Source organism: Elioraea sp. (assembly GCF_051860475.1).
Classification (GTDB): Bacteria; Pseudomonadota; Alphaproteobacteria; order Acetobacterales; family Acetobacteraceae; genus Elioraea.
On the sequence record NZ_JBHYDW010000007.1, the window covers coordinates 20975 to 42875 of the forward strand.

Annotated in this window: 18 protein-coding genes; 13 read left to right on the top strand and 5 right to left on the bottom strand. The window is 68.6% G+C overall.

What is annotated here, in order from left to right; all coding sequences use genetic code 11:
- Positions 1-6: 6 nt before the first annotated feature.
- The 3 genes from ACTIFU_RS02595 to ACTIFU_RS02605 all read right to left on the bottom strand — a co-directional run bounded on the left by ACTIFU_RS02595 (position 7) and on the right by ACTIFU_RS02605 (position 3976).
- Positions 7-1080 (bottom strand): ABC transporter ATP-binding protein, encoded by a 1074-nt coding sequence (locus ACTIFU_RS02595; RefSeq protein ID WP_439576723.1) that lies wholly within the window; start codon positions 1078-1080, stop codon positions 7-9.
- 2 nt (positions 1081-1082) lie between these two features.
- Entirely contained in the window at positions 1083-2771 is a 1689-nt protein-coding gene (locus ACTIFU_RS02600) for an ABC transporter permease (RefSeq protein ID WP_439576724.1), read from the bottom strand.
- Between the two features lie 140 nt (positions 2772-2911).
- The gene (locus ACTIFU_RS02605) at positions 2912-3976 is read right to left on the bottom strand and encodes an ABC transporter substrate-binding protein (protein ID WP_439576725.1); all 1065 of its coding nucleotides are present in this window, start codon (positions 3974-3976) and stop codon (positions 2912-2914) included.
- 173 nt (positions 3977-4149) lie between these two features.
- Between ACTIFU_RS02605 and ACTIFU_RS02610 the strand changes: the two genes are divergently transcribed.
- The 6 genes from ACTIFU_RS02610 to ACTIFU_RS02635 all read left to right on the top strand — a co-directional run bounded on the left by ACTIFU_RS02610 (position 4150) and on the right by ACTIFU_RS02635 (position 11174).
- Positions 4150-4980, top strand: a complete 831-nt coding sequence (locus ACTIFU_RS02610; protein ID WP_439576726.1) for a sugar phosphate isomerase/epimerase family protein — start codon at positions 4150-4152, stop codon at positions 4978-4980.
- A gap of 99 nt (positions 4981-5079) precedes the next feature.
- On the top strand, positions 5080-6936 hold the full coding sequence (locus tag ACTIFU_RS02615; RefSeq protein WP_439576727.1) for a peroxidase family protein: 1857 nt from the start codon (positions 5080-5082) through the stop codon (positions 6934-6936).
- 3 nt (positions 6937-6939) lie between these two features.
- Entirely contained in the window at positions 6940-7818 is an 879-nt protein-coding gene (locus ACTIFU_RS02620; RefSeq protein WP_439576728.1) for a hypothetical protein, read from the top strand.
- Complete coding sequence (locus tag ACTIFU_RS02625) at positions 7815-9161, top strand: NADH:flavin oxidoreductase (protein WP_439576729.1); 1347 nt, start codon at positions 7815-7817, stop codon at positions 9159-9161. The genes ACTIFU_RS02620 and ACTIFU_RS02625 overlap by 4 nt, the downstream gene beginning before the upstream one ends.
- 12 nt (positions 9162-9173) lie before the next feature.
- Entirely contained in the window at positions 9174-10721 is a 1548-nt protein-coding gene (locus ACTIFU_RS02630) for a c-type cytochrome (protein WP_439576730.1), read from the top strand.
- Positions 10722-10736: 15 nt separating this feature from the next.
- A complete protein-coding gene (locus ACTIFU_RS02635; RefSeq protein ID WP_439576731.1) occupies positions 10737-11174 on the top strand; it encodes a hypothetical protein in 438 nt (145 codons plus the stop codon).
- A gap of 2 nt (positions 11175-11176) precedes the next feature.
- Here the strand turns inward: ACTIFU_RS02635 and ACTIFU_RS02640 are convergent, their stop codons facing one another.
- The gene (locus ACTIFU_RS02640; RefSeq protein ID WP_439576732.1) at positions 11177-12586 is read right to left on the bottom strand and encodes a serine/threonine-protein kinase; all 1410 of its coding nucleotides are present in this window, start codon (positions 12584-12586) and stop codon (positions 11177-11179) included.
- Between the two features lie 5 nt (positions 12587-12591).
- Complete coding sequence (locus ACTIFU_RS02645; protein WP_439576733.1) at positions 12592-13464, bottom strand: c-type heme family protein; 873 nt, start codon at positions 13462-13464, stop codon at positions 12592-12594.
- Between the two features lie 206 nt (positions 13465-13670).
- Here ACTIFU_RS02645 and ACTIFU_RS02650 point away from each other — a divergent pair, with 206 nt between their 5' ends.
- The 7 genes from ACTIFU_RS02650 to ACTIFU_RS02680 all read left to right on the top strand — a co-directional run bounded on the left by ACTIFU_RS02650 (position 13671) and on the right by ACTIFU_RS02680 (position 21888).
- Positions 13671-14492 carry an ABC transporter ATP-binding protein gene (locus ACTIFU_RS02650; protein ID WP_439576734.1) on the top strand — a complete coding sequence of 274 codons (822 nt, stop codon included), beginning with the start codon at positions 13671-13673 and terminating at the stop codon, positions 14490-14492.
- Positions 14493-14498: 6 nt separating this feature from the next.
- On the top strand, positions 14499-16433 hold the full coding sequence (locus ACTIFU_RS02655; protein ID WP_439576735.1) for a long-chain fatty acid--CoA ligase: 1935 nt from the start codon (positions 14499-14501) through the stop codon (positions 16431-16433).
- A gap of 7 nt (positions 16434-16440) precedes the next feature.
- Complete coding sequence (locus tag ACTIFU_RS02660) at positions 16441-17334, top strand: branched-chain amino acid ABC transporter permease (RefSeq protein WP_439576736.1); 894 nt, start codon at positions 16441-16443, stop codon at positions 17332-17334.
- A gap of 12 nt (positions 17335-17346) precedes the next feature.
- Entirely contained in the window at positions 17347-18417 is a 1071-nt protein-coding gene (locus ACTIFU_RS02665; protein WP_439576737.1) for a branched-chain amino acid ABC transporter permease, read from the top strand.
- A gap of 61 nt (positions 18418-18478) precedes the next feature.
- Positions 18479-19750 (top strand): ABC transporter substrate-binding protein, encoded by a 1272-nt coding sequence (locus ACTIFU_RS02670; protein ID WP_439576738.1) that lies wholly within the window; start codon positions 18479-18481, stop codon positions 19748-19750.
- Between the two features lie 52 nt (positions 19751-19802).
- Positions 19803-20642, top strand: a complete 840-nt coding sequence (locus ACTIFU_RS02675; protein ID WP_439576739.1) for an ABC transporter ATP-binding protein — start codon at positions 19803-19805, stop codon at positions 20640-20642.
- A 4-nt stretch (positions 20643-20646) separates the two neighbouring features.
- The gene (locus tag ACTIFU_RS02680; RefSeq protein WP_439576740.1) at positions 20647-21888 is read left to right on the top strand and encodes a phenylacetate--CoA ligase family protein; all 1242 of its coding nucleotides are present in this window, start codon (positions 20647-20649) and stop codon (positions 21886-21888) included.
- Positions 21889-21901: the final 13 nt, after the last annotated feature.

The following is a 21901-nucleotide window of genomic DNA, read 5'->3' on the forward strand; positions in this document are numbered from 1 at the left end:
GCTGGCTCAGTCGACGACAACGATCTGGTGCGGATCGAGCGTGAGCCAGACCGATTGGCCGACCTCGTGCACCTGTGCCGGCGGGGCGCTGACGCGGAGCTCGATCGCGCTGTCGCGTGGGCGTAGGACGTAGTCCCAGGTCTCGCCGAGATAGACCCGGCGCATCACCTCGGCGGGGAGCACGGCATGGCCGTTCGGGTCCAGGGGCGACGTCTCACGGATCGCCATGCTCTGCGGCCGCACCGACAGCAGCACCGCGCCGTCACTGCGTTCGAGTGGCACGGCCAGGCGCGAGGCCGCGATCGCCACCGTGTCAAACACGATCTCGCCGTTCGCCAGCCGCGCCTCGATCAGGTTGGTACGGCCGATGAAGCCGGCGACGAAGCGCGTGCGCGGGCGGGTATACAGCAGGTGCGGCGCGTCCACCTGCTCGATCCGGCCGGCGTTCATCACCGCGATCCGGTCGGAGGTTGCCATCGCCTCGGCCTGGTCATGCGTGACATAGACCGTGGTGATGCGGAACTCGTCGTGCAGGCGGCGGATCTCGAAGCGCATCTCCTCGCGCAGGTTCGCATCGAGATTCGACAGTGGCTCGTCCAGCAGCATCACCGCCGGCTCCACCACGATCGCGCGGGCCAGCGCCACGCGCTGCTGCTGCCCGCCCGACAGCTCCGAGGGATAGCGGCCGGCGAGATGGCGCATCTGCACGACGTCGAGGATCGACTCGACCCGGTTGCGGATCTCGGCCTTCGGCAGCTTGCGCAGTTCGAGCCCGAAGGCGACGTTCTCGGCCACGGTCATGTTCGGCCAGATCGCGTAGCTCTGGAAGATCATCGACATGCCGCGGCGCTCGGGCGGCAGGACCGAACCCGGTGCCGAGAGCACCTTCCCGTCGATCTCGATCGTGCCGGCATCGGGGGGGATGAAGCCCGCGATCATCCGCAGCGTCGTCGTCTTGCCGCAGCCCGAGGGGCCGAGCAGCGAGACGAACTCGCCCTCTTCGAGGGTCAGGTCGATCGCATCCACGACGGTCAGCCGGCCATAGACCTTGGTCAGACCGTTCAGGATCAGTCGCGGCACGCTCAGCCCCTCCGCAACATGAAGTCGCGCCCGAGCAGCTTCATGCCGACACCGACGAAGGCCATGGTGATCACCAGCAGGATGCCGCCGAAGGCCGCAAGCACCTCGAAATTACCGGCCTCGCTCATGTCGTAGAGCAGCACCGCCATGGTGCGCGTGCGCGGGCCGACCAGGAAGATCGCGGCGGAGAGTTCCCGCGAGGCGACGATGAACACGATCAGCCAGCCGCCAAGCAGTGCCTTGCGCACCAGTGGTGTGGTGATCCGCCAGACCGCGTGCAGCCGTCCACTGCCCAGGATGCGCGCAGCCTCCTCCATCTCCGGGTGCACCGCGCGGATTGCGGCCGCGGAGTTCGCATAGGCAATCGGCAGGAAACGTGCGGCGAAGGCGAGGATGATCAGCGCCGCCGTGCCGTAGAGGGCGAGCGGCGGCGCGGCATAGGCGGCGTAGAAGCCGATCGCCATGACGATGCCGGGGATCACGAACGGCGCCATCGCGACGAAGGCAAGCGCATCGCCGAACCGCACCAGGCGGCGGTTGACGATGTAGGCGATCAGCAGTGCGAGCACGACCGCCAGGCTCGCCGCTGCCGCCGAGAACCACACCGTGTTCCACACCGACTGCATCGCCATCTCGTGCTCGAAGATCAGCAGCCGGTAGTTCGCCAGGGTGAGATTGTCGAGCGCGAAGCCGCGGCCCCACGCCTTGGCAAAGGAGGCCTGGACGAGCACGAACAGCGGCATCGCCACCGCGAGCAGACCAACGCCGGCGCACCAGGCGAACAGCACCCAGCGCCAGGGGCCGAGCTGGATCGGCCGGCGCTCTCCGCCCTTGCCGGTCTGCGACACGAATCCCTTGCGTGCGAGCACGAGCTTCTGCACGGCGATCAATCCGGCGGTGATCATCAGCAGCGGCATGGCATAGGCGGCCGCGACCTCGACGCGCACGGGCCACTCGAAGAACTGCCAGAGCTGGGTCGTGACGACGTTGAGGCGTGCCGGGATGCCGAGGATGGCCGGCACGCCGAACAGCGAGATCGCCTCGAGGAACACCAGAATGAACCCACCCAGGATCGCAGGCAGCACGAGCGGGATCGAGATACGCCGCATCGCCGTCCACGTGCCCGCGCCGAGAATGTTCGCCGCGTCCTCCATCTCGGATGAGACCAGGTCGAGCGCAGCCTTGACGAAGATGAACACCAGCGGGAACGAGTTCAGTGCGATGACGAGCGTGATGCCCTCGAACGAGAAGATGTTGAACAGTGGTGCTTCGGAGCCGGTCAGCGCGCGCCAGTACAGGTTGACGAAGCCGGAGTTGGGGCCCGCGAGCAGGATCCAGCCGATCGCGCTGAGGTAGGGCGGCAGAATGAACGCACCGAGCACGGTCGCCCAGGTCAGGCCCTTGCCCGGCATGTCTGTGCGCGACACTGCCCAGGCCATCGGCACCGCCAGGATCACGGCCAGTGTCGCCGAGGCAAGCCCCAGCAGCAGCGAATTCACCAGCGCGTTGATGTAGCGCTCGCGCCCATAGGCGAAGGCGTAGTTCGCGAGCGTGAAGGCCCCCGTGCGTTGCTCCTCGAAGCTGACAATGAACAGCTTCGCCAGCGGGAATGCGACCAGGAACAGCAGCACGCCGATCAGCACGATCCACAGCAGCATGACCGGCTCGACGTTGCGCAGCCGGCCACGCATGGTGATTCGCGACGGTACTGCTGTGCCGCCCGCCATCCTGGCGGAGAGGGCTCCACTGTCAGCCATGATCGTCAGAGCAGGGCGCCAGCCGCGGCGGCCCTGCCGCGTGACACGGCCGCCGCATGGTCCTCACGTCGCCCTCACACGCCGAAGATGTCGCGCCAGATCTCGCGGACCTCGGGAATGCCCTTCTCGACCTCCTCGGCCGTCGGTGTCATCGCGACGAACTGGTCGAGCGCCTTGGCACCATCGGGGGCCGGCACCTCCGGCCGGAGCGACTCGCCGAAGTACCTGCGGACCGTCTGCGAGTAGGTCGTTCCGGCAAAATACTCCATGAACAGCTTCGCCGCGTTCGGGTTCGGCGCAGTCTTCAGGGCCCCGCTCGGCGCGGGGACCATCAGCGTCCCATCGGTCGGGTAGATCAGTGCCAGCGGATTGCCGCGCGAGATGCTGAGCAGCGACGTCGCCGACGGCATTCCGACGCCGATCGTCCGCTCGCCCGAATTCAGCACGGTGACGGGATCGGCCGCGGAGCGCCCGATCTGCGGCTTGTTGCGCTCGAACGCCTTCAGGTAGTCGAGGCCGTACATCTTGCGCATCATGACGGCCCAGGAACCAATCGCGCCACTGAAGCCTGGGTGGCCGATCGAGAGCTGGTCCTTCCATTTCGGATCGAGGATGTCCTGCCAGGATTTTGGCGCCTCGGCCTCGGTGACGCGGTCGGTGCGGCGCCCAAGCATGTAGAGCGCGAGGTAGGTGACCTGGAACATCCCGTCCGGATCGCTGAGGTCGCGCACCACCTTCAACATCCCTTCAGCGTTGCGCGGCCGGTACTCCAGCAGATGGCCCTCGCGCTTGAGGAACGTCAGGTGGCTCTGGTCGACCGAACTGAACACGTCGCATTGCTGCACGCGCGCGCGCATGTCCTGCGAGAGGCGCTGGAACGCGACCTGCGAGGTGCTGCGCACGACATTCACCCGTACGCCCGGATAGCGTTCGGTGAAGGCGCGGCCGATCGCCTCGGACGGCTCGGCCTGCATCTGGCCCGTGTACCAGGTCAGCTGCCCCTCGCGCTGTGCGGCGGCGTAGAGGTCGCGCTCGTGTGCCGGCATGTCCTGTGCGGCCACATGCCGGGACGGAAGAATCGCGGCAGCGCCGACCCCGGCGGCACCGGCGAGAAGGCCTCGCTTGGTCAGTCCGTTCATGATGTCGGTTCCTCCCGTTTCTGGGCGCCTGTGCGCTCTGAGCGACACGTTGCCAGCGAGCAGCATGGGTGTAAACTGTAAACACTGCGACGTGACGTGCCGGACGCAACGGAGCAGATTGCCGCAGCGCAGCCGCGGCGTCGTGCCGCGGACGCACGAAGGGAGGACGGCGAATGGATCTGCTCGACCGGATCGGCGTGGATGTTGGTCGCCGGCTGAGGCTCGAGGATGCGATCGAGTGGGCGGCGAAGAACGGCGTGCGCTACATCGACATCCAGCTCGACACCGGGGCGAACGCGGTCAACACCTTCGATGATGCGCGTGCGCGCGGCATCCGCGCGGCACTCGAGAAGCACGGCGTGCATCTTGGCCTGCATACGCTGTCCGCCGTCAACGTGGCCGAGTACTCGCCATTCCTCTCCGAGGCGGTCGACACGTACATGAAGGCCTATATCGACGCAGCACCCCGGCTCGGCGCCCAGTCGATCGTCGTGCATGCCGGCTACCATTTCACCGCCGATGTGACGATGCGCATGGAGGCGGGGCTCGAGCGGCTCAAGCGCATGGTCGCCTATGCCGAGACCAGGGGCGCGTTGCTGCTGCTGGAGAACCTCAACACGGAGCCCGCCGACGCCGAAGTGCACTACCTCGCCCACACGGTTGAGGAGTGGCGCAGCTACTACGAGGCCATCGACAGCCCCGCCTTCGCGCTGTCCTTCACCGCCAATCACGCGCATCTCCTGCCCGAGGGGGTCGAGGGCTTTGTTGCCGCGATCCCGATGCACCGCGTGGTCGAGGTCCGGCTCGCCGACTGCTTCCGCAACGGCCACGAGCAGCATCTCGTGCCCGGCGAGGGCGACTTCGATTTCGGCGCGATGTTCAGGCTGATCGAGGACACCGGTTTCAAGGGCCACTACATGAACGCGTTCGGCACGCTGGACGACATGCAGGCCTCGCGCGCCCGCCTGGTCACGCTTGCGCGTGCCGCCGGCGTCACGACCTGACATCCTTGGCCGAGGCACCCCTTCCGGCGGCAGACCGAAAACCCTTGCCGGCACACCGGCGAACGTGCACGCTGCCTGCATCGTTCCGCGGAGGTGCAGATGCCCGAGAGCCTGCTCGATCGTCTGCTGGGGCGGTTTGCGCGGACCGCCGCGCGCGTGAAGGCGTGGCACCGCTGGCCCTACTTCATCGGCGTCGCGATGATTGTCGGCCATCGCGTCAATATGAGGCGCGAGAACCTCACGGACACCGAGGTATCTCCGCCGGCGGTGCCACCGCCTGACGGGGTCGACGTGCGCGGCATGCGTACCGCCGACGGCAGCTACAATGATCTCGCCAAACCCTGGATGGGCATGACCGGGGCGCGGTTCGGCCGGAACATGCCGCTGGCCGAGACCTTCGGCGAACGCCCGCCGCGGCTCTACGAGCCGAGCCCGCGCCTGGTCAGCAACCGGCTGCTCGCGCGCCGTGACTTCGTGCCGGTGCCGCATCTCAATCTGCTCGCCGCGGCGTGGATCCAGTTCATGGTGCATGACTGGCTCAGTCACGGCTCGAACGACAGGGCGGCGCAACCGTGGGACGTTCCGCTGCCGGAAGGCGACAGCTGGATCGACGGCAAGATGACCGTGCTGCCGACCGACCCCGACCCGCGCCGACCGGGCGATCAAGGCCGCCCTGACGCCTTCACCAATGTCGAGACCTCGTGGTGGGACGGCTCGCAGGTCTACGGCTCGACGCTCGAGCGGCTGCTGCTGGTCCGGACCGACCCGGCGACCGGCAAACTGCGCGAGGACGGCAAGCTCGGTCTCCGGGAGAACGGCGCGCTGCCGCTCGAGAACCGCACGATCCGCGGCAAGCCAAGTCCGCGCCTGGAGCTCGCCGGCGTGAACGGCAACTGGTGGATCGCGCTCTCGGTGCTGCACCGGCTGTTCGCGCACGAGCACAACGCGATCGTCGACCGGCTGCGGATCGACTTCCCGGACGCCTCGGGCGAGTGGCTGTTCCAGAAGGCGCGCCTGGTGAACGCCGCGCTGATGGCCAAAATCCACACCGTCGAGTGGACGCCGGCGCTGATGAACTCCCATGCAGGCCGCACCGTCATGCGCGGCAATTTCTGGGGCATTATGGGCGAGACCTTCACCAACGCCTATGGCCGGATCGGGTCGGGGGAGATCCTCTCGGGCATTCCCGGCTCCCCCCAGGGTCATCACAGCGCGCCCTACGCGATGACCGAGGAATTCGCCGCGGTCTATCGGCTGCATTCACTGATCCCCGACGAGATCTCGTTCCGCCGACATTCGAATGACGAGGAGATTCTGCGGCTCGATCTGCCGAAGGTGGCGGGCGGCGAGGTGTGCGACGTCTATGACGCCGTGTCGTTCGACGACGTGGTCTACTCCCTCGGGACCAGCAACCCGGGCGCGCTGGTGCTGCACAACTTCCCCAACGCGCTGCGCCAGCTCGACCGGCTGGACAGCCAGGGGGTGCATTTCGACCTCGCCGCGATCGACATCCTGCGCGACCGCGAGCGCGGCGTGCCGCGCTACTGCGCCTTCCGCCGCCACATCGATGCGCATGTGCCGACCAGCTTCGAGGAGCTGACGGACGATCCCGAATGGCAGCGCGAGCTGCGCGAGGTCTACAACGGCAGGATCGAGGACGTGGACCTTCTTGTCGGCACGCTCGCCGAGGCGAAGTCGGCGAAGCACGGGACCCCGCCAGGCTTCGGCTTCTCCGACACGGCGTTCCGCATCTTCATCCTGATGGCCTCACGCCGGCTGAAGAGCGACCGCTTTTTCACCGACGACTTCCGCCCCGAGATCTACACGCCGGCAGGCTTCGCCTGGGTTCAGGAGAACTCGCTGCGCACCGTGCTCGAGCGCCATTGCGGTGCGCTGCGGCGGCATTTCGGCGATGCCCGGAACGCCTTCTTCCCATGGACGAAGGCAGGGGGTTGACCGATGGCGCGCGCGATCCGCGTCCCCCTTGTGGTGGACCTGCTGATCGCGGAGGACGCTGACGCGATCCGTACGCTTGCGGCCGAAGCCCGTCTGGACCGCGGCGTGCCGGTCCGCACGCCGTTCCTGAACCGAATGATCGCGCGTCGGGTCTCCGATGTGCTCCAGGTGGAGGGCCGACCGCTGCCCTCGGCCGCGCCGCGGGACGCTCCGGGTCGGGCCGCCGCGCGCGATGCGCTGGAAGCGCGGCTGCAAGAACACACCGTTGACGAGGCGCATCGCGATGCGTTGGCGGCCTATGTCGGAGGTCGCGATTCGCGTCCGCTCGGCCCGCTCGTGCAGGAGACGATCGGTCGCCTGTTCGTCGCCGAGTTCCGCGCCACCGACGAGACCTGGCAGGCGGCACGCCTGCTCGATGAGGCAGCGCGCACGCTCAACCCGATCCGCCGGCTGATCTGGGGCTTCACGGGAAGCGTGAACGACGCGCGGCGGCTGCTCGCCCGGCAGTTCGCCGGCGACCCGGCGGCGCTGCACGCCGTCGCGATCGCCGTGCACAACCTGGTCGTGTCGTTCGAGCGCATGCGCGCCCTTGGCGCAGCGCCGGGCGGGGTGGTCCGTTACACGCCGCAGGAGGCCGCCTCGCTCTGCCTCGCTGCGCCTCCGCGCGTCCTGCGCCACGCGACCGCGCGCGGGGCGACAGCGCGGGGCGAGTTCCGTCCCGGCACCCTGGTGGTGTTCGGGCTTGAAGCCGCGCGGGCGCGCACGCTGGCCCACGATGTCGCCTTCCTGACGGCGAACTGGAGCCGCTGCCCCGCGCATGGCTGGGTGCCTGCGCTGCTGGCTTCCGTCTGGCAGCGCGCCGCCGAGACGGCACGGCCATGACACCTGATCCGATCTTCACCCCGCTCGCCTTCCGCAGCCTGACAGTGAAGAACCGCGTCTTCCGCTCGTCGATCTCGGGCCGGTTCGACAACGAGGACGGCTCGCTCACCCAGACCCGCATCAACTGGGAGTGCCGCTTCGCCAAGGGTGGCGTCGGCGCGATCATCTCCTCCTACGTGCCGGTGCGGATGGACGGGCGGATCATCGCCGGCTATGCGACCATCCACCGCGACGACTTCATCCCGCTCTGGCGCAAGCTCGGCGAGGCGGTGCGCAGCTTCGACTGCCGATTCATCCTCCAGCTTAGCCATTCCGGGCGGCAGATGGACCTGCCCGGCGTGCACAACCAGCATCGCCCCACGCCGGCGCCGACAAGCGCCAAGGAGCCGCTGCACGGTTTCCTCTGCCGCGCCATGGGCACGGCAGAGATCGAAGGGATGATCGCGGACTTCGCACGCGGTGCCTGGCGGGCGCGCGAGGCGGGGCTCGACGGCGTCGAGCTGCACGCGGCGAACGGCTACCTGTTCACGCAGTTCCTCAGTTCGGCGATCAACGACCGCACCGACCTCTATGGCGGTTCGCTCGCCAACCGCGCGCGGTTCCTGCTTGACGTGATCCGCGCGATCCGGAGCGCGTGCGGGCGCGACTTCCACCTGCAGGTGAAGCTCAGCGCGGTCGACCACAACGACTTCCTTGTCCCATGGACGGCCAAGGGCAACACGCTTGCGGATACAATCGAGGTCGCGCGCTGGTGCGAGTCGGTCGGGGCGGATGCAATCCATGTCTCCAGCGGCTCGGCGTTTCCGCATCCGCTGAACCCGCCGGGGCCGATGCCGCTGGAGGTGCTGGCCGTGACCTACGACGCGATGGTCTCGGCGGGGCTGCACGGGTTCCGCAACCTGGCGGTGTTCCGGAGCCCGCTCCTGCGCCCGCTGTTCCGTTTCCTCTGGGACCGCAAGCGCCGCGGCCGGCCGATCGAGGGGGTGGGGATCGACGAGGCGCGCGCGATCACGCAAGCGGTCGGCATCCCGGTGATCAGCACGGGCGGGTACCAGACGGCTTCGGTGGTGCGGGGCGGGATCGCGAGCGGTGCCTTCGACGGCGTGGCGATCGCGCGGCCGCTGATCGCCAACCCCGACCTGCCGAAGCAATGGGCCTCCGGGCGCGACCTGCCGGAGATCCCTTGCACCTACTGCAACAAGTGTCTCGCGAACGCGCCGAAGAATCCCCTTGGCTGCTACGAGCAGGCCCGTTTCCCCGACCGCGAGGCGATGCTTGCGGCGATCACGGCGATCTACCGCGCGCGCCCCGAACTGCGCGCCCCCGCAGCGGACGAGGTCTAGGTGGGCGCGCCCGTGACTGCTGTCGAGGCCGCGCGGGCCGACCGCCGCTGGTTGACCGTGCCGCTGACGCTGCTGATCGTGCTGGCGCTCGTCCTCGGCCTCGTCGTGCTCGCCGTCGGCGCGGTGGTGCTGCACCGCTACGCCGGCGAGTCCACGCCACACTTCGCCGACGATGTGCGCCATTTCCGCTATGGCTCGATCGGCGCGGACCGGTCGAGCGGGCTTCCCTATCGCGTCTGGCAGGAACTCCCGGCGCTCTTCCCCGCGGTGTTCCGGCCCGCGCTGGAGCGCGGCGACGGCGCCTATGCCGCGTTCGGCTTCCTTTACGAACGCAACCCGGACGGCACGCCGTTCGACCTGCCGATCGGTATCTCGCGCCGGCGCGTCAACGGCGTCGACCTTGTCTGGTTCAACTGCGCGGTCTGCCATGCCGGAACCTGGCGGCACGAAGGTGGAGAGCGCGTGATCGTCGACGGCATGCCGTCCAACACGCTCGACCTGCACGCATTCATCCGTTTCCTGCTCGCCGCGGCCAATGACGACCGGCTGAACCCAGGACCGCTGCTCGCGCGCATCGAGGCGAACCAGGGGCGGTTCGGCCTCATTGAGCGTGTACTCTGGCGCCATGTGGTGCTGCCGCGCGTGCGCGGCGAGCTGCTCCTGCGGCGGATCCGCCTCGATCCGCTGCTGGCCGTGCAGCCGTTCTGGGGCCCCGGTCGCGTCGACACCTTCAACCCCTACAAGCTAATCCAGTTCTCGCTACCCTTCAGCGCGCTGGATCCCGGCGAGCGGATCGGCACGGCGGACTTCCCTTCGATTTTCCTCCAGCGCCCGCGCGAGGGGATGCAGCTGCACTGGGACGGCAACAACACGAGTCTGCACGAGCGCAATCTCTCCGCCGCGGTCGGCGCCGGGCTTGATCTGGCGACCGCGACTGCCGCCGACCGCGCTGCGATCCGCCGCGTGGCACGCTGGCTGCTCGATCTCCGCCCCCCGCCCAGCCCCATGCGCGACAGTGTCGACGCGGCGGCGGTGGCGCGCGGCCGCGACACCTACATGCGCGACTGCGCGTCCTGCCACGGCTACCAGGACGGCGAGCGCTACGTGTTCGAGGGTGAGCGTCTGGGTCACGTCGAACCGATCGAGCGCATCGGTACCGATCGCGCGCGGCTCGACTCCTACACGCCGGACTTCATGCGCCAGCAGCGCGAACACCTGGGCTTCTCGCGCTTCACGAAGACGGACGGCTATGCGAACCAGCCGCTGGATGGGCTCTGGTTGCGCGGTCCGTATCTGCACAACGGCTCGGTGCCCACGCTCGCCGATCTGCTCGATTCGGCCGATGCGCGGCCGCGCGCGTTCCTGCGCGGCGACGACACGCTGGACGAGGCGCGCGGTGGGTTCCGCTCGCCGCCCTGCACACCCGGCGACGCGGCATCCGCGGGCCGGTTCTGCCTCGACACGACCCGGCCGGGCAACAGCAATGCCGGCCACGACTACGGCACCGGCCTGAGCGAGGCGGAGAAGAACGACCTGCTCGCCTACCTACGGACGTTCTGACGGAGGTTCGGACGCATGGACCAGACCCTCAGCCTCGGCTGGACGCAGGCGGAGGCGCGCTCGCGCAGAACGGCGTACCAGCGTGTGTTGGCGTCGAACCTGGTTCTCCAGGCCGCCATCGCCCTGTTCGCGATCCTGTTCCCGGCGACCCTCTCGCATCTGGTCGGGCTGCCCGCAGCCTACCCCTCCAGCTGGATGCGCGCCTGGGGCGCGATGCTGCTGCTCGCGACACTGCTCTACCTGCCCGGGTATTTCGACCCTGTCCGCGTGCGCTGGCCGAACGTGATTGGCATCGTGGGGCGCGCCGGGATGGCGCTGCTGTTCCTGCTGATCGCACTCTGCGCCGGGCTGCGCGGGTTCCTCTGGCTCGCCCTGCTCGATGGGGCGTTCGCGGCGGCCCTCGTCCTCACCTATTTCCGCCTGTTCCGCGCCGAGCTGATGAGCCGGCCATAGCCTCAGCGCCCATCGAGCGCGGCCAGGGCGGAGCGGCGAAAGCGCACGGCGTCGGCGTCCGGCTCGACATGGGCGGCCAGCCGCTCGACCAGATCCTGCGCCGAGCCGGCTGCGCCGGCCTCCTTGCGCACCAGTACCCGCGCGATCGGGCCGAGATGGAACGCGAGCGCCGCTTCGACCGCGGCGATTGCCGCGGAATCGGGCGCGAACCCCGTCGCAGCGAGGGTCGGAACCCGGGAGCCCGCACGGCTACCGGTGCCGGTCGCGAGCAGTGCGCGGTTGCGGCGGAGGAACTCGGCCCGCTCATGCGGGTCCTCGATCATGCCGACGCAGGCGCCAAGCAGGTCCTGCGGCGTCGCCGCACCGGCCGCGGCTCGGCGCAGCAGAGTGTCGGCGATCGGGCCGATCTGCTGCACCAGGTCCTCCCGCAGCCGCGCCAGCAGCGCCGGTTCGAACCGGTCCACGGCACCCGTACCGAGACTGCCGACGTGCGACCCGAGACAGCCGCCTGGTTCGGTCATCGGCCGGACGATCGTCTCCGCCTCGGCGCGGAACCCTCCGGTGAGCGCGGCGCGCAGGGCGTCACGGAACTGCGCCGCGCTGTCGAAGCGATGCTCGGGCGTCTTGGCGAGCCCGCGCGCGAGTACCGGCGCGAGGGCGGTCCTGGCGAGCGGGCCGAGCTCCACCGGGTCGGGGCTGGTGAGCCGCAGCAGCGTCTCGGGCAGCGAGGTGCCGGCGAAGGGTGCGCGGCCGACCAGAATCTCGAAGACAATCGCGGCGGCCGCGAAGAGGTCGACGCGATGGTCGACCGCGCGCCCCAGCGCCTGCTCGGGTGCCATGTAGCCGGGCGTGCCGATCATCGCGCCGGTGCCGGTAAGCGCGGAAAGATCAACCCGCGCGATGCCGAAATCGGCGAGCTTCGCCGCCCCCGAGGGGGTGATCATGATGTTGCCGGGCTTGACGTCGCGGTGCACCACGCCGGTGGCGTGGGCCGCGCCGAGTCCGTCGAGCACCTCCAGCATCGCCGCGACCAGCCGGGGCGTGATCGCGGCGCGGTTGGCGGCACTCTCGCGCAGCAGCCGCCCGAGCGTGGTGCCCTCGACGAATTCCATGACGATGTAGGGCGCCTCGGGATCGTCGGCGAAGTCGTACACCGCAACGATCGCGGGATGGGAACACCGCCCCGCCGCGCGCACCTCCGTGCGGAAGCGCTCCAGGAAGGCATCGCGCGCCGCGTCGTCGAGCATGCCGGTGCGCATCACCTTGATCGCGACGCTGCGGTCGATCGCCGGGTCATGCGCGCGCCAGACCACGCCCATCGCACCCGCGCCGAGCCGCTCGATCGGGAGGTAGCGGCCGAGCCGCGCCGGCAGCTCGGCCGGACGCACGATGGTCTCGGGATAGTCAGGCATCGTGCTCAGGCACCGAGCATGCGCATCGCCTGGTCGAGGCTTCGGCGCATGCGCGTGAAGGCGCGACCGAGCTCACCGATCTCGTCGCGTCCGCCGCCGGCGAACTCGGGCGCGTCCGCCTTGCCCAGGCTGACATCGGTGGCAAGGCGCGAGATGCGCACGACGGGCCGGACGACGGTCAGATGCAGCAGCACGTTGAGCACGATCATCACGCCCGCGAACACGGCGGCCAGCAGTGCCATCGCGGCATGCAGGTTGCGCTGCGCCGTCTCCAGCGCCAGCGCCATCGGCACAGAAACGATCTGTGCGGCGACCGTCTCACCGAGGGTCCAGCCGAAGCCGTTGTTGCTGCCGTACTGCGCCAGCAGCGCCGGCGGGGCTCGGTCCGGCGTCGAGTGGCAAGTGAGGCACGCCTCGCTCGAGACAGTGATGGGCCGCGCGAGCGTCAGGACGGGACCCGTCGGCGTCTCGCGCTCGCCGATCAGCTCGGCGACCCCGCGGCGGTTGCGGAAGGCGTGAATGAAGTCCGCCTCCCAGTCGGTCGCACGGTCGGTCGGGTTGGTTGGGTTGAGCGCCGCCTCCTTGTAGGTGAAGTCGGGGTAACGCTCGGTCAACGCCTTGAAGTTGGTCTGCGCGGCGTAGGACGGCACGGTCATCGGCTCGAAATGGTCGCGCGGCGCCGTCGCGAGCGCCGGGCCGACACGCTGGGATGTGTAGGTGCGGACCGCATTGGCCGCCGCCATCATGATGCGGGCGTTCTGCAGCACCTCGTCCCGAGCGGAGGCAACGAACTGCCGCTCCAGCGCGACCCAGGCGGCCGCGAAGCCGACCGCGAATACCGCCAGGATCGCGAGGTTGAACTTGAGCCGAAGTCCCATGGCGCAGCCTTCCGTCTCTCGGGTCGTGATCCTGACGCCAAATCGATAACCGAGGGTTTCCGACGGCCCGGTCCGCCCTGGGGGTCGGTCGCGTCGCCCCGTGGCGAGGCTTGTTGCCTGCGCCACGACACCACACGTAAGCTGGGCTCCGGGGCAAGGGCGGGCGCAAGCCGCAGACGACGCCCCGGGGAAGGGAGACCGTCCGGGTGAAGAAGGACACGCCGATCCTCGAATCAGCGCAGGTGTCGCTGCGCTTCGGCGGCGTGCGCGCACTGACGGATGTGTCCTTCTCGGTCGAGCGGGGCGAGCTCTTCTCGATCATCGGCCCGAACGGTGCGGGCAAGACCTCCATGGTGAACTGCGTCTCGGGCCGCTACCGCCCGACCGAGGGGCGGGTGCTGTTCGAGGGCCGCGACATCACCGCGATGAGGCCCAACCACCGCGCGGATCTGGGCATCGGCCGCACCTTCCAGAACCTCGCCCTGTTCGGGCACATGTCCGTGCTCGACAACATCCTGGTCGGCCGGCACCACCTGCTGAAGAACAACTTCGTCACCGGGATGCTCTACTGGCTCGGCGGGGCGCAGACGGAGGAGCTCGCGCATCGGCGCGAGGTCGAGGACATCATCGACTTCCTCGAGATCCAGCACATCCGCAAGGCGCCGGCGGGCACGCTGCCCTACGGGCTGCGCAAGCGCGTCGAGCTCGCGCGCGCGATCGCGCTCAAGCCGAAGCTGATCCTGCTCGACGAGCCGATGGCGGGGATGAACCTCGAGGAGAAGGAGGACATGGCCCGCTACATCGTCGACCTCAACGAGGAGTGGGGGATGACGGTGATCATGATCGAGCACGACATGGGCGTGGTGATGGACATCAGCCACCGCGTGATGGTGCTCGACTTCGGCCGCAAGATCGCCGAGGGAACGCCCGAACACGTGATGGCGGACCCGCACGTGAAGCGCGCCTATCTGGGCGAGTCCGATGACGTGCCAGTGGCCGGCGACACCGAGACCGACACGGTCGCCTGACCGCTCATGGCCCTGCCCGACCTCGCCCGCCACGACACGCTGCCCAAGCTCCTCTCGCTGCACGCGCGCGAGCACGGGGCCGAGATCGCGCTCCGCGAGAAGGATTTCGGCATCTGGCGCTCGATCACCTGGGCCGACTACCACGAGCGGGTACGCGCCTTCGCGCTGGGACTCGCGAGCCTCGGGATCGGCAGGGGCGATGTGGTCGGGCTGATCGGTGACAACCGCCCGGACTGGGTGATGGGCGAGGTGGCGGCGCATGCGGCGGGCGCGATGTCGCTCGGCATCTATCGCGACGCGCTCGATGACGAGGTCGCCTATCTCCTCTCCTACGCCGAGGCAAAACTCGTCTTCGCCGAGGACGAGGAGCAGGTGGACAAGCTGCTCGCCCTCGGTGAGCGCGCGCCAAGCCTGCGCCACATCGTCTATTCCGATCCACGCGGGATGCGCAAGTACGACGATCCGCGGCTGATGGCGGTCTCGGCCCTCATCAAGCAGGGCGAGGACCTTCGCCTCGCCGAGCCTGACCGCTATGATCGGATGGTGGAGGCGACGCGCGGCGAGGACATCGCGATCCTCTGCACCACCTCCGGCACCACCGCGCGGCCCAAGCTCGCGATGCTGACCGCCAAGGCGCTGATCACCCACTGCGCCTGCTATCTGGGCGCCGATCCGAAGGGCCCGGACGACGAGTACGTCTCCGTCCTGCCGCTGCCCTGGATCATGGAGCAGGTCTATGTGATGGGCTGGGGCTTGCTCTCGCGCATGAAGGTGAACTTCGTCGAGGAGCCGGACACGATGATGGCCGATTTCCGCGAGATCGGCCCGACCTTCGTGCTGTTCGCGCCGCGGCTCTGGGAGGCGCTCGCGGCGGATGTGCGCGCGCGCGTGATGGAGTCGACGCGGCTGAAGCAGCGTCTTTATGAGTTCGGCATGAAGCAGGGTCTCGCCGCGCTCGAGAAGGGCGGGCGGTCGGCCTTGGCGGACGCGCTGCTGTTCCGCGCGCTGCGCGACCGGCTGGGCTTCTCGCGGCTGAGATCGGCGGCGACGGGAGGTGCGGCGCTCGGCCCCGACACGTTCCGCTTCTTCCAGGCCATGGGCGTGCCGTTGCGCCAGCTCTACGGCCAGACCGAGCTGCTCGGCGCCTACACCATCCACACCGCCGAGGACGTGGACTTCAACACCGTCGGCGTACCGTTCGACGCCTCCGTGGAGGTGAAGATCAACAACCCGGACGCCAACGGCGTTGGCGAGATCGTCACCCGCCATCCCAGCATGTTCGCCGGCTATTTCGGGAACGAGGAGGCGACGAAGGCGGATCTGCGCGACGGCTGGATGCACACCGGCGACGCGGGCTACTTCGACGCGAAGGGCCACCTGGTGGTGATCGACCGCATCAAGGACATCGCCACCACCGCGCGCGGCGACCGTTTCAGCCCGCAGTTCATCGAGAACAAGCTGAAGTTCAGCCCTTACGTGGCCGAGGCGGTGATCCTGGGCGATCAGCGCGACTACCTCGCGGCGATCATCTGCATCCGCTACCCGATCGTCTCCAAATGGGCCGAGCGCAACCGCATCGCCTTCACCACCTACAGCGACCTCGCCGCCAAGCCGCAGGTGGCGGAGATCCTGAAGCGCGAGATCGAGACAGTGAACGCCCAGATCCCCGAGGCGCACCGCATCCGCAAGGCGGTGCTGCTCTACAAGGAGCTGGATGCCGACGACGACGAGCTCACGCGCACACGCAAGGTGCGCCGCGGCGTGATCGCGCAGAAATACGGCGACATCATCGAGGCGATCTACGGCGACCGGCCCGAGATCCCGGTCGACACCGTGATCAAGTTCCAGGACGGCACGACCCAGCGCATCCGCACGACGCTGCGCGTCATCGAGCTTCTTCCCGCGCCGGCTGCCGCGCCCGCACCGGCCCACGCCGCATGAGGTCCGGATGAACTGGGAACTGCTGTTCCAGCTCACGCTCAACGGGCTGATCGTCGGCACGCTCTACGGCGTGGTCGCGATGAGCTTCGTGCTGATCTACAAGGCCTCGCAGGTGGTGAACTTCGCCCAGGGCGAGTTCCTGCTGGTCGGCGCCTGGGTGTGCTGGTGGCTGCTGACGGAATACCGCGTGCCCTTCCTCTGGGGCTTCCTGATCACGCTCGCCTTCATGACGCTGTTCGGCATCCTGATCCAGGTGGTCGTGCTGCGCCCGCTGATCGGCGAGCCGGTGATCAGCGTGATCATGGTGACGATCGGGCTCTCGATCTTCTTCCAGGCGCTGATGAAGTGGATGTTCGGCGTGTTCGCCCAACCCTTCCCGCCGATCTTCGAGACCCAGGTGGTGAGCGTGATGGGGCTCGATGTGCAGACCGTCTATCTGATGAGCCTCGTCATCAGCCTCGCGATCATGGGTGGTTTTGCCTGGTTCTTCACCGCCTCGAAGCACGGGCTGGCGATGCGCGCCACCGCCTTCGACCAGCAGGTGGCGCAGTCGCTCGGGATTTCCGTGCGGCAGGTGTTTGCGATGTCCTGGGCGATCTCGGCGGTGGTCTCGGCGGTCGCCGGCGTGGTGGTCGGCGTGGTGAACGGCGTCAGTTCCGCGCTCTCGTTCTACGGCATCAAGGTGTTCCCGGCCGTGATCCTGGGCGGGCTCGACTCCATCCTCGGCGCGGTGCTTGGCGGGATCATCGTCGGCGTGCTGGAGAACGTCGCGCACTTCTTCGACAGCACGCTGCTGAACTGGGGCAACATGTACCAGATCGCACCGTTCTACGTGCTGATCCTGATCCTGATGATCAAACCCTACGGACTGTTCGACACCAAGAACATCGAGCGGGTGTGAGGGGCGCGCACCATGGCCGCGATCGCGATGACCCCGTGCGGCGACTTCCGCCAGTCCTACCGCGAGGACACCACGATCTTCCCGACCCGGCTGTCACGCTGGTTCGCGATCGGGGGTGTTGGCCTGCTCTGCCTCGTGCCGCTGACGGGCGACCGCTACGTGCTGAGCCTGATGATCCAGATGGGCTATCTCGGCATCGCGGCGCTGGGGCTCAACATCCTGGTCGGGTTCACCGGCCAGATCTCGATCGGGCACTCGGCGTTCTTCGGCGTCGGCGCCTTCGCCTCGGCCTGGTTCGTCGAGCACGGCGTCCCTGTGCTCCTGGCGATCCCGCTCGCCGGCGTCGCCACCACCGCGGTGGGCATGGTGTTCGGCATCCCGGCCGCGCGGCTGAAGGGGCTCTATCTCGCGATCGCGACGCTGGCCGCGCAGTTCATCATCGAGGATTTCTTCGCCCGCGCACGCTGGTTCACCGGCGGTGTGGCCGGGCGCATCACCCAACCGCCCTCGCTGTTCGGCTTCGCCTTCGACAGCAACGAGACCTACTTCTACGTGGTGCTCGCCTGGGTCGTGCTGATGTTCATCGGTGCGGCCAACCTGATGCGCTCGCGCGACGGCCGCGCCCTGGTCGCGGTGCGCGACCACTATCTCTCGGCCGAGATCATGGGCATCAACCTCACCTACTACCGCACGCTGTCGTTCGGCATCTCATCGTTCTTCGCCGGCATCGGCGGCGCCCTCTACGCCCACTACATCCTGTTCGTCTCGGTCGAGGCCTTCACCATCCTGTTCTCGATCCAGTTCCTCGGCATGATCATCATCGGGGGCCTGGGCAGCGTGATGGGCTCGATGATGGGCGCGGTGTTCATGGTGATGCTGCCGGAGGTGGTGCAGTGGTTCGCCGATGCCGTGGCGGGCGGGATGATCGACCGGGCGCTCGGGCTCGGCAACGCGGTCAGCTTCCTGCGCGAGATGGTGATCGGGGCTGCGATCATCCTGTTCCTGATCTTCGAGCCGGACGGGCTCGCGCATCGATGGAGGCTGATCAAGGCGTACTGGAAGCTGTATCCTTTCTCGCACTGAGGGGCGGCGAACGGCCCCGATGGAAACGTCTAGGAGGTCAAGGATGATGATGTTTCGTTCCATGCTTCTGGCCGCGGCCGCCGCGGTCGGGTTCGCCGGGTCGGCGGACGCGCAGCAGCGGATTCCGGTTGGCCATCTGATGGACAACTCGGGCCCGACCTCGGATGTCGGCGTGCCCTACGGCCAGGGGGTGGCCGATGCGCTCGCCTGGGTGAATCGCCGCGGCGGCGTGGCCGGGCGGCAGCTTGCCGTCTCCGGCTTCGACTACGGCTACCAGGCGCCGCGCGCGATCTCGCAGTACCAGGCCTGGACCCAGCGCGAGCGCGTGGTCGCGATCCAGGGCTGGGGCACGGTCGACACCGAGGCGCTGATCGCCTTCGTCACGCGCGACCGCATCCCCTACATCTCGGCCTCGTACTCGGCCGCGCTGACCGACCCGACGGGCCGCGCGCCCCGCGCGGACAAGGCAGCACCCTTCAACTTCTTCTACGGCCCGTCCTACTCCGATGCGCTGCGCGCGATGATCCAGTGGGCGGCCGAGGACTGGAAGGCGAAGGGCGGCCAGGGTCGGCCGAAATACGTGCACATGGGGGCGAACCATCCCTATCCGAACTCGCCCAAGGCGGCCGGCGAGGCGCTGGCGGCCGAGCTCGGCTTCGAGGTGCTGCCGGCGATCCAGTTCGCGCTGACCCCGGGCGACTACACCGCGCAGTGCCTTGGCCTGCGCAATGCCGGCGCCAACTACGCGTATCTCGGCAACACCGCGGGCTCGAATATCTCCGTGCTGCGCGCCTGCCAGACCGCCGGCGTGCAGGTGCAGTTCCTCGGCAATGTCTGGGGCATGGACGAGAACGCCATGAAGGCGGCCGGCGTGGCGGCGAACGGCGTGGTGTTCCCGGTGCGTACCGGCATCACCTGGGGCGGTGACGCACCCGGCATGGCGAGCTTGCGCGAGATCAGCCAGGGCGGCGCGTCTGCGGCGGCGGAGTACCGGCCCGTGCACTATCTCGCCGGCGTGTGCAGCACCATGCTGATGGTCGAGGCAATGCAGACCGCCGCGGCCAATGGTGGCCAGGTGACGGGCGATCGCATCCGCGAGGGCTTCTACGCGCGGCGCGACTGGGTTCCGCAGGGGTTCGAGGGCGTGTGCAACCCGTCCAACTTCAGCGTCGAGGACCATCGCGGCCAGATGCGGGTCGCGCTGTTTCGCTCCGTCGTGACCGGCGACACCACGCAGGGCTCGGTCGCCGAGCTGATGCGCGCCGGCACGATGAAGCTCGAGCCGGTGACGACCATCACGCTCGAGCGGCGTCAGGACTGGCTCGGCTGGTGAGCCGGGCGGGCGGGCGGCACGGCGCCGCCCGCCCCTCGCGCACGGGGACGACATGGACGGAACCGCCACCACCAAGACGCAGCAGCGCTGGGTCGATACGCTCCCGGCGCTGCTCGAGGTGAACAACGTCGAGGTCGTCTACAACGACGTCATCCTCGTGCTGCGCGGGCTGTCGCTGAAGGTGCCGCAGGGGCACATCGTCGCGCTGCTCGGTGCGAACGGCGCGGGCAAGTCGACCACGCTGAAGGCGATCTCCGGCCTGCTCAAGACCGAGGAGGGCGAGATCACCCGCGGCGACATCCTGTTCGGGGCCGAGCGGCTGAACGGCATCGACCCGGACCGGATCGTGCGCAAGGGCATTTTCCAGGTGATGGAAGGCCGCCGGATCATCGCCGACATGACGGTGATCGAGAACCTCCGTCTCGGCGCCTTCACGCGCTCGGATGGCGACGTGAAGCGCGACATAGAGATGGTCTACGGCTACTTCCCGCGGCTGAGGGAGCGCACAGGGCTTGCGGGCTATCTCTCGGGTGGTGAGCAGCAGATGCTGGCGATCGGACGGGCCCTGATGGCACGGCCGAAGCTCATTCTGATGGACGAACCGTCGATGGGGCTCTCGCCGCTGCTCGTGAAGGAGGTGTTCGGCATCATCCGGCGGCTGAACCAGGATCTCGGCATCACCATCCTGCTGGTCGAGCAGAATGCGCGGATGGCGCTATCGGTTGCCTCCTACGGCTACGTGATGGAGCAGGGGAAGATCGTGCTGGACGGCACCGCGGAGGAGCTGGCGAACAACGAGGACGTGAAGGAGTTCTACCTCGGCGGCCACGGTGCCGAGCGCAAGAGCTTCAAGAACCTGAAATCCTACAAGCGTCGCAAGCGCTGGCTGTAGCGCGATGCCGACCGGCGATTTCTTCGACGTGCTGGAGGTGCGGGACCCGCAAGCGCGCGAGGACGCGCTGATGGGTGCGCTGGCCGCACACCTCGTGCAGGCCCGGGCCTCCGCGCCCTACTACGCGCGGCTCCTGGTAGATGTTGAACCGGATGCGGTCTGCACGCGCGAGGCGCTTGCCGCACTGCCGCTGACCCGCAAGTCGGAACTCGGCGCGATCCAGGCCGCACACCCCCCCTTCGGCGGCTTGACCACCGTGCCCGCCGAGCGGCTCGCGCGCATCTTCGTCTCGCCCGGACCGATCTATGACCCCGAGGCCGGCGGGCGCGACTACTTCCGCTTCGGCCGCGCGCTCTATGCCACCGGCTTGCGCTCCGGGCATATCCTGCACAATACGTTCTCGTATCACTTCACACCGGCCGGCGTGATGCTCGAGCGCGGCGCGCGCGCGCTCGGCTGCGCGGTGGTGCCCGCCGGCCCGGGCAACACCGAAATGCACGCGCGCGCGATCGCGCATCTGCGGCCCCAGGCCTATTCGGGCACGCCCGACTTCCTCAAGACCATCCTCGAGAAGGGCGACGAGCTCGGCCTCGACCTCACCTCGATCCGCCGCGGCCACGTGACGGCGGGCCCCTACTTCCCTGCCCTGCGCCAGTACTACGCCGAGCGCGGGCTGACCGTGCTGCAGTCCTACGGCACGGCCGATCTCGGCCTGATCGCCTACGAGAGCGAGGCACGCGAGGGGATGATCCTCGACGAGCACGTGATCGTCGAGATCGTCCGGCCTGGCACCGGCGACGTCCTTCCGCACGGCGAGGTCGGCGAGGTCGTTGTGACGCTGCTCACCCCCGAGTATCCGCTCATCCGCTTCGCGACCGGCGATCTGTCCGCCGTGCTGCCCGGCACCTCGCCCTGCGGGCGCACCAACACGCGCATCAGGGGCTGGCTGGGCCGCGCCGACCAGGCGACCAAGGTGAAGGGCATGTTCGTTCGCCCCGAGCAGATCGCCGACATCGCGCGTCGCTTCCCCGACCTCGGACGGCTGCGGCTGGTGGTGGAACGCGCCGCCGACAGCGACGTGATGACCTTGCGCGCCGAGGCGCCGCCGTCAGCGTCCGGCCTCGCGGAGCGACTCGCCGAGACGCTGCGGGACGTGACCAAGCTGCGCGGCGCGATCGAGCTGGTTGCCCCCGGCAGCCTGCCGAACGACGGCAAGGTGATCGACGACCGCCGCCCGGTCGGGTGAGCCGCCGCTCTTG

Excerpts from the sequence above, each read along its gene's own strand:
- ACTIFU_RS02665 (WP_439576737.1), top strand. The coding sequence starts at position 17,347 with ATGGCCGCGATCGCGATGACCCCGTGCGGCGACTTCCGCCAGTCCTAC.
- ACTIFU_RS02640 (WP_439576732.1), bottom strand. The coding sequence starts at position 12,586 with ATGCCTGACTATCCCGAGACCATCGTGCGTCCGGCCGAGCTGCCGGCG.
- ACTIFU_RS02635 (WP_439576731.1), top strand. The coding sequence starts at position 10,737 with ATGGACCAGACCCTCAGCCTCGGCTGGACGCAGGCGGAGGCGCGCTCG.
- ACTIFU_RS02645 (WP_439576733.1), bottom strand. The coding sequence starts at position 13,464 with ATGGGACTTCGGCTCAAGTTCAACCTCGCGATCCTGGCGGTATTCGCG.
- ACTIFU_RS02610 (WP_439576726.1), top strand. The coding sequence starts at position 4,150 with ATGGATCTGCTCGACCGGATCGGCGTGGATGTTGGTCGCCGGCTGAGG.
- ACTIFU_RS02605 (WP_439576725.1), bottom strand. The coding sequence starts at position 3,976 with ATGAACGGACTGACCAAGCGAGGCCTTCTCGCCGGTGCCGCCGGGGTC.
- ACTIFU_RS02625 (WP_439576729.1), top strand. The coding sequence starts at position 7,815 with ATGACACCTGATCCGATCTTCACCCCGCTCGCCTTCCGCAGCCTGACA.
- ACTIFU_RS02600 (WP_439576724.1), bottom strand. The coding sequence starts at position 2,771 with ATGCGTGGCCGGCTGCGCAACGTCGAGCCGGTCATGCTGCTGTGGATC.
- ACTIFU_RS02660 (WP_439576736.1), top strand. The coding sequence starts at position 16,441 with ATGAACTGGGAACTGCTGTTCCAGCTCACGCTCAACGGGCTGATCGTC.
- ACTIFU_RS02675 (WP_439576739.1), top strand. The coding sequence starts at position 19,803 with ATGGACGGAACCGCCACCACCAAGACGCAGCAGCGCTGGGTCGATACG.
- ACTIFU_RS02620 (WP_439576728.1), top strand. The coding sequence starts at position 6,940 with ATGGCGCGCGCGATCCGCGTCCCCCTTGTGGTGGACCTGCTGATCGCG.
- ACTIFU_RS02615 (WP_439576727.1), top strand. The coding sequence starts at position 5,080 with ATGCCCGAGAGCCTGCTCGATCGTCTGCTGGGGCGGTTTGCGCGGACC.
- ACTIFU_RS02670 (WP_439576738.1), top strand. The coding sequence starts at position 18,479 with ATGCTTCTGGCCGCGGCCGCCGCGGTCGGGTTCGCCGGGTCGGCGGAC.
- ACTIFU_RS02680 (WP_439576740.1), top strand. The coding sequence starts at position 20,647 with ATGCCGACCGGCGATTTCTTCGACGTGCTGGAGGTGCGGGACCCGCAA.
- ACTIFU_RS02655 (WP_439576735.1), top strand. The coding sequence starts at position 14,499 with ATGGCCCTGCCCGACCTCGCCCGCCACGACACGCTGCCCAAGCTCCTC.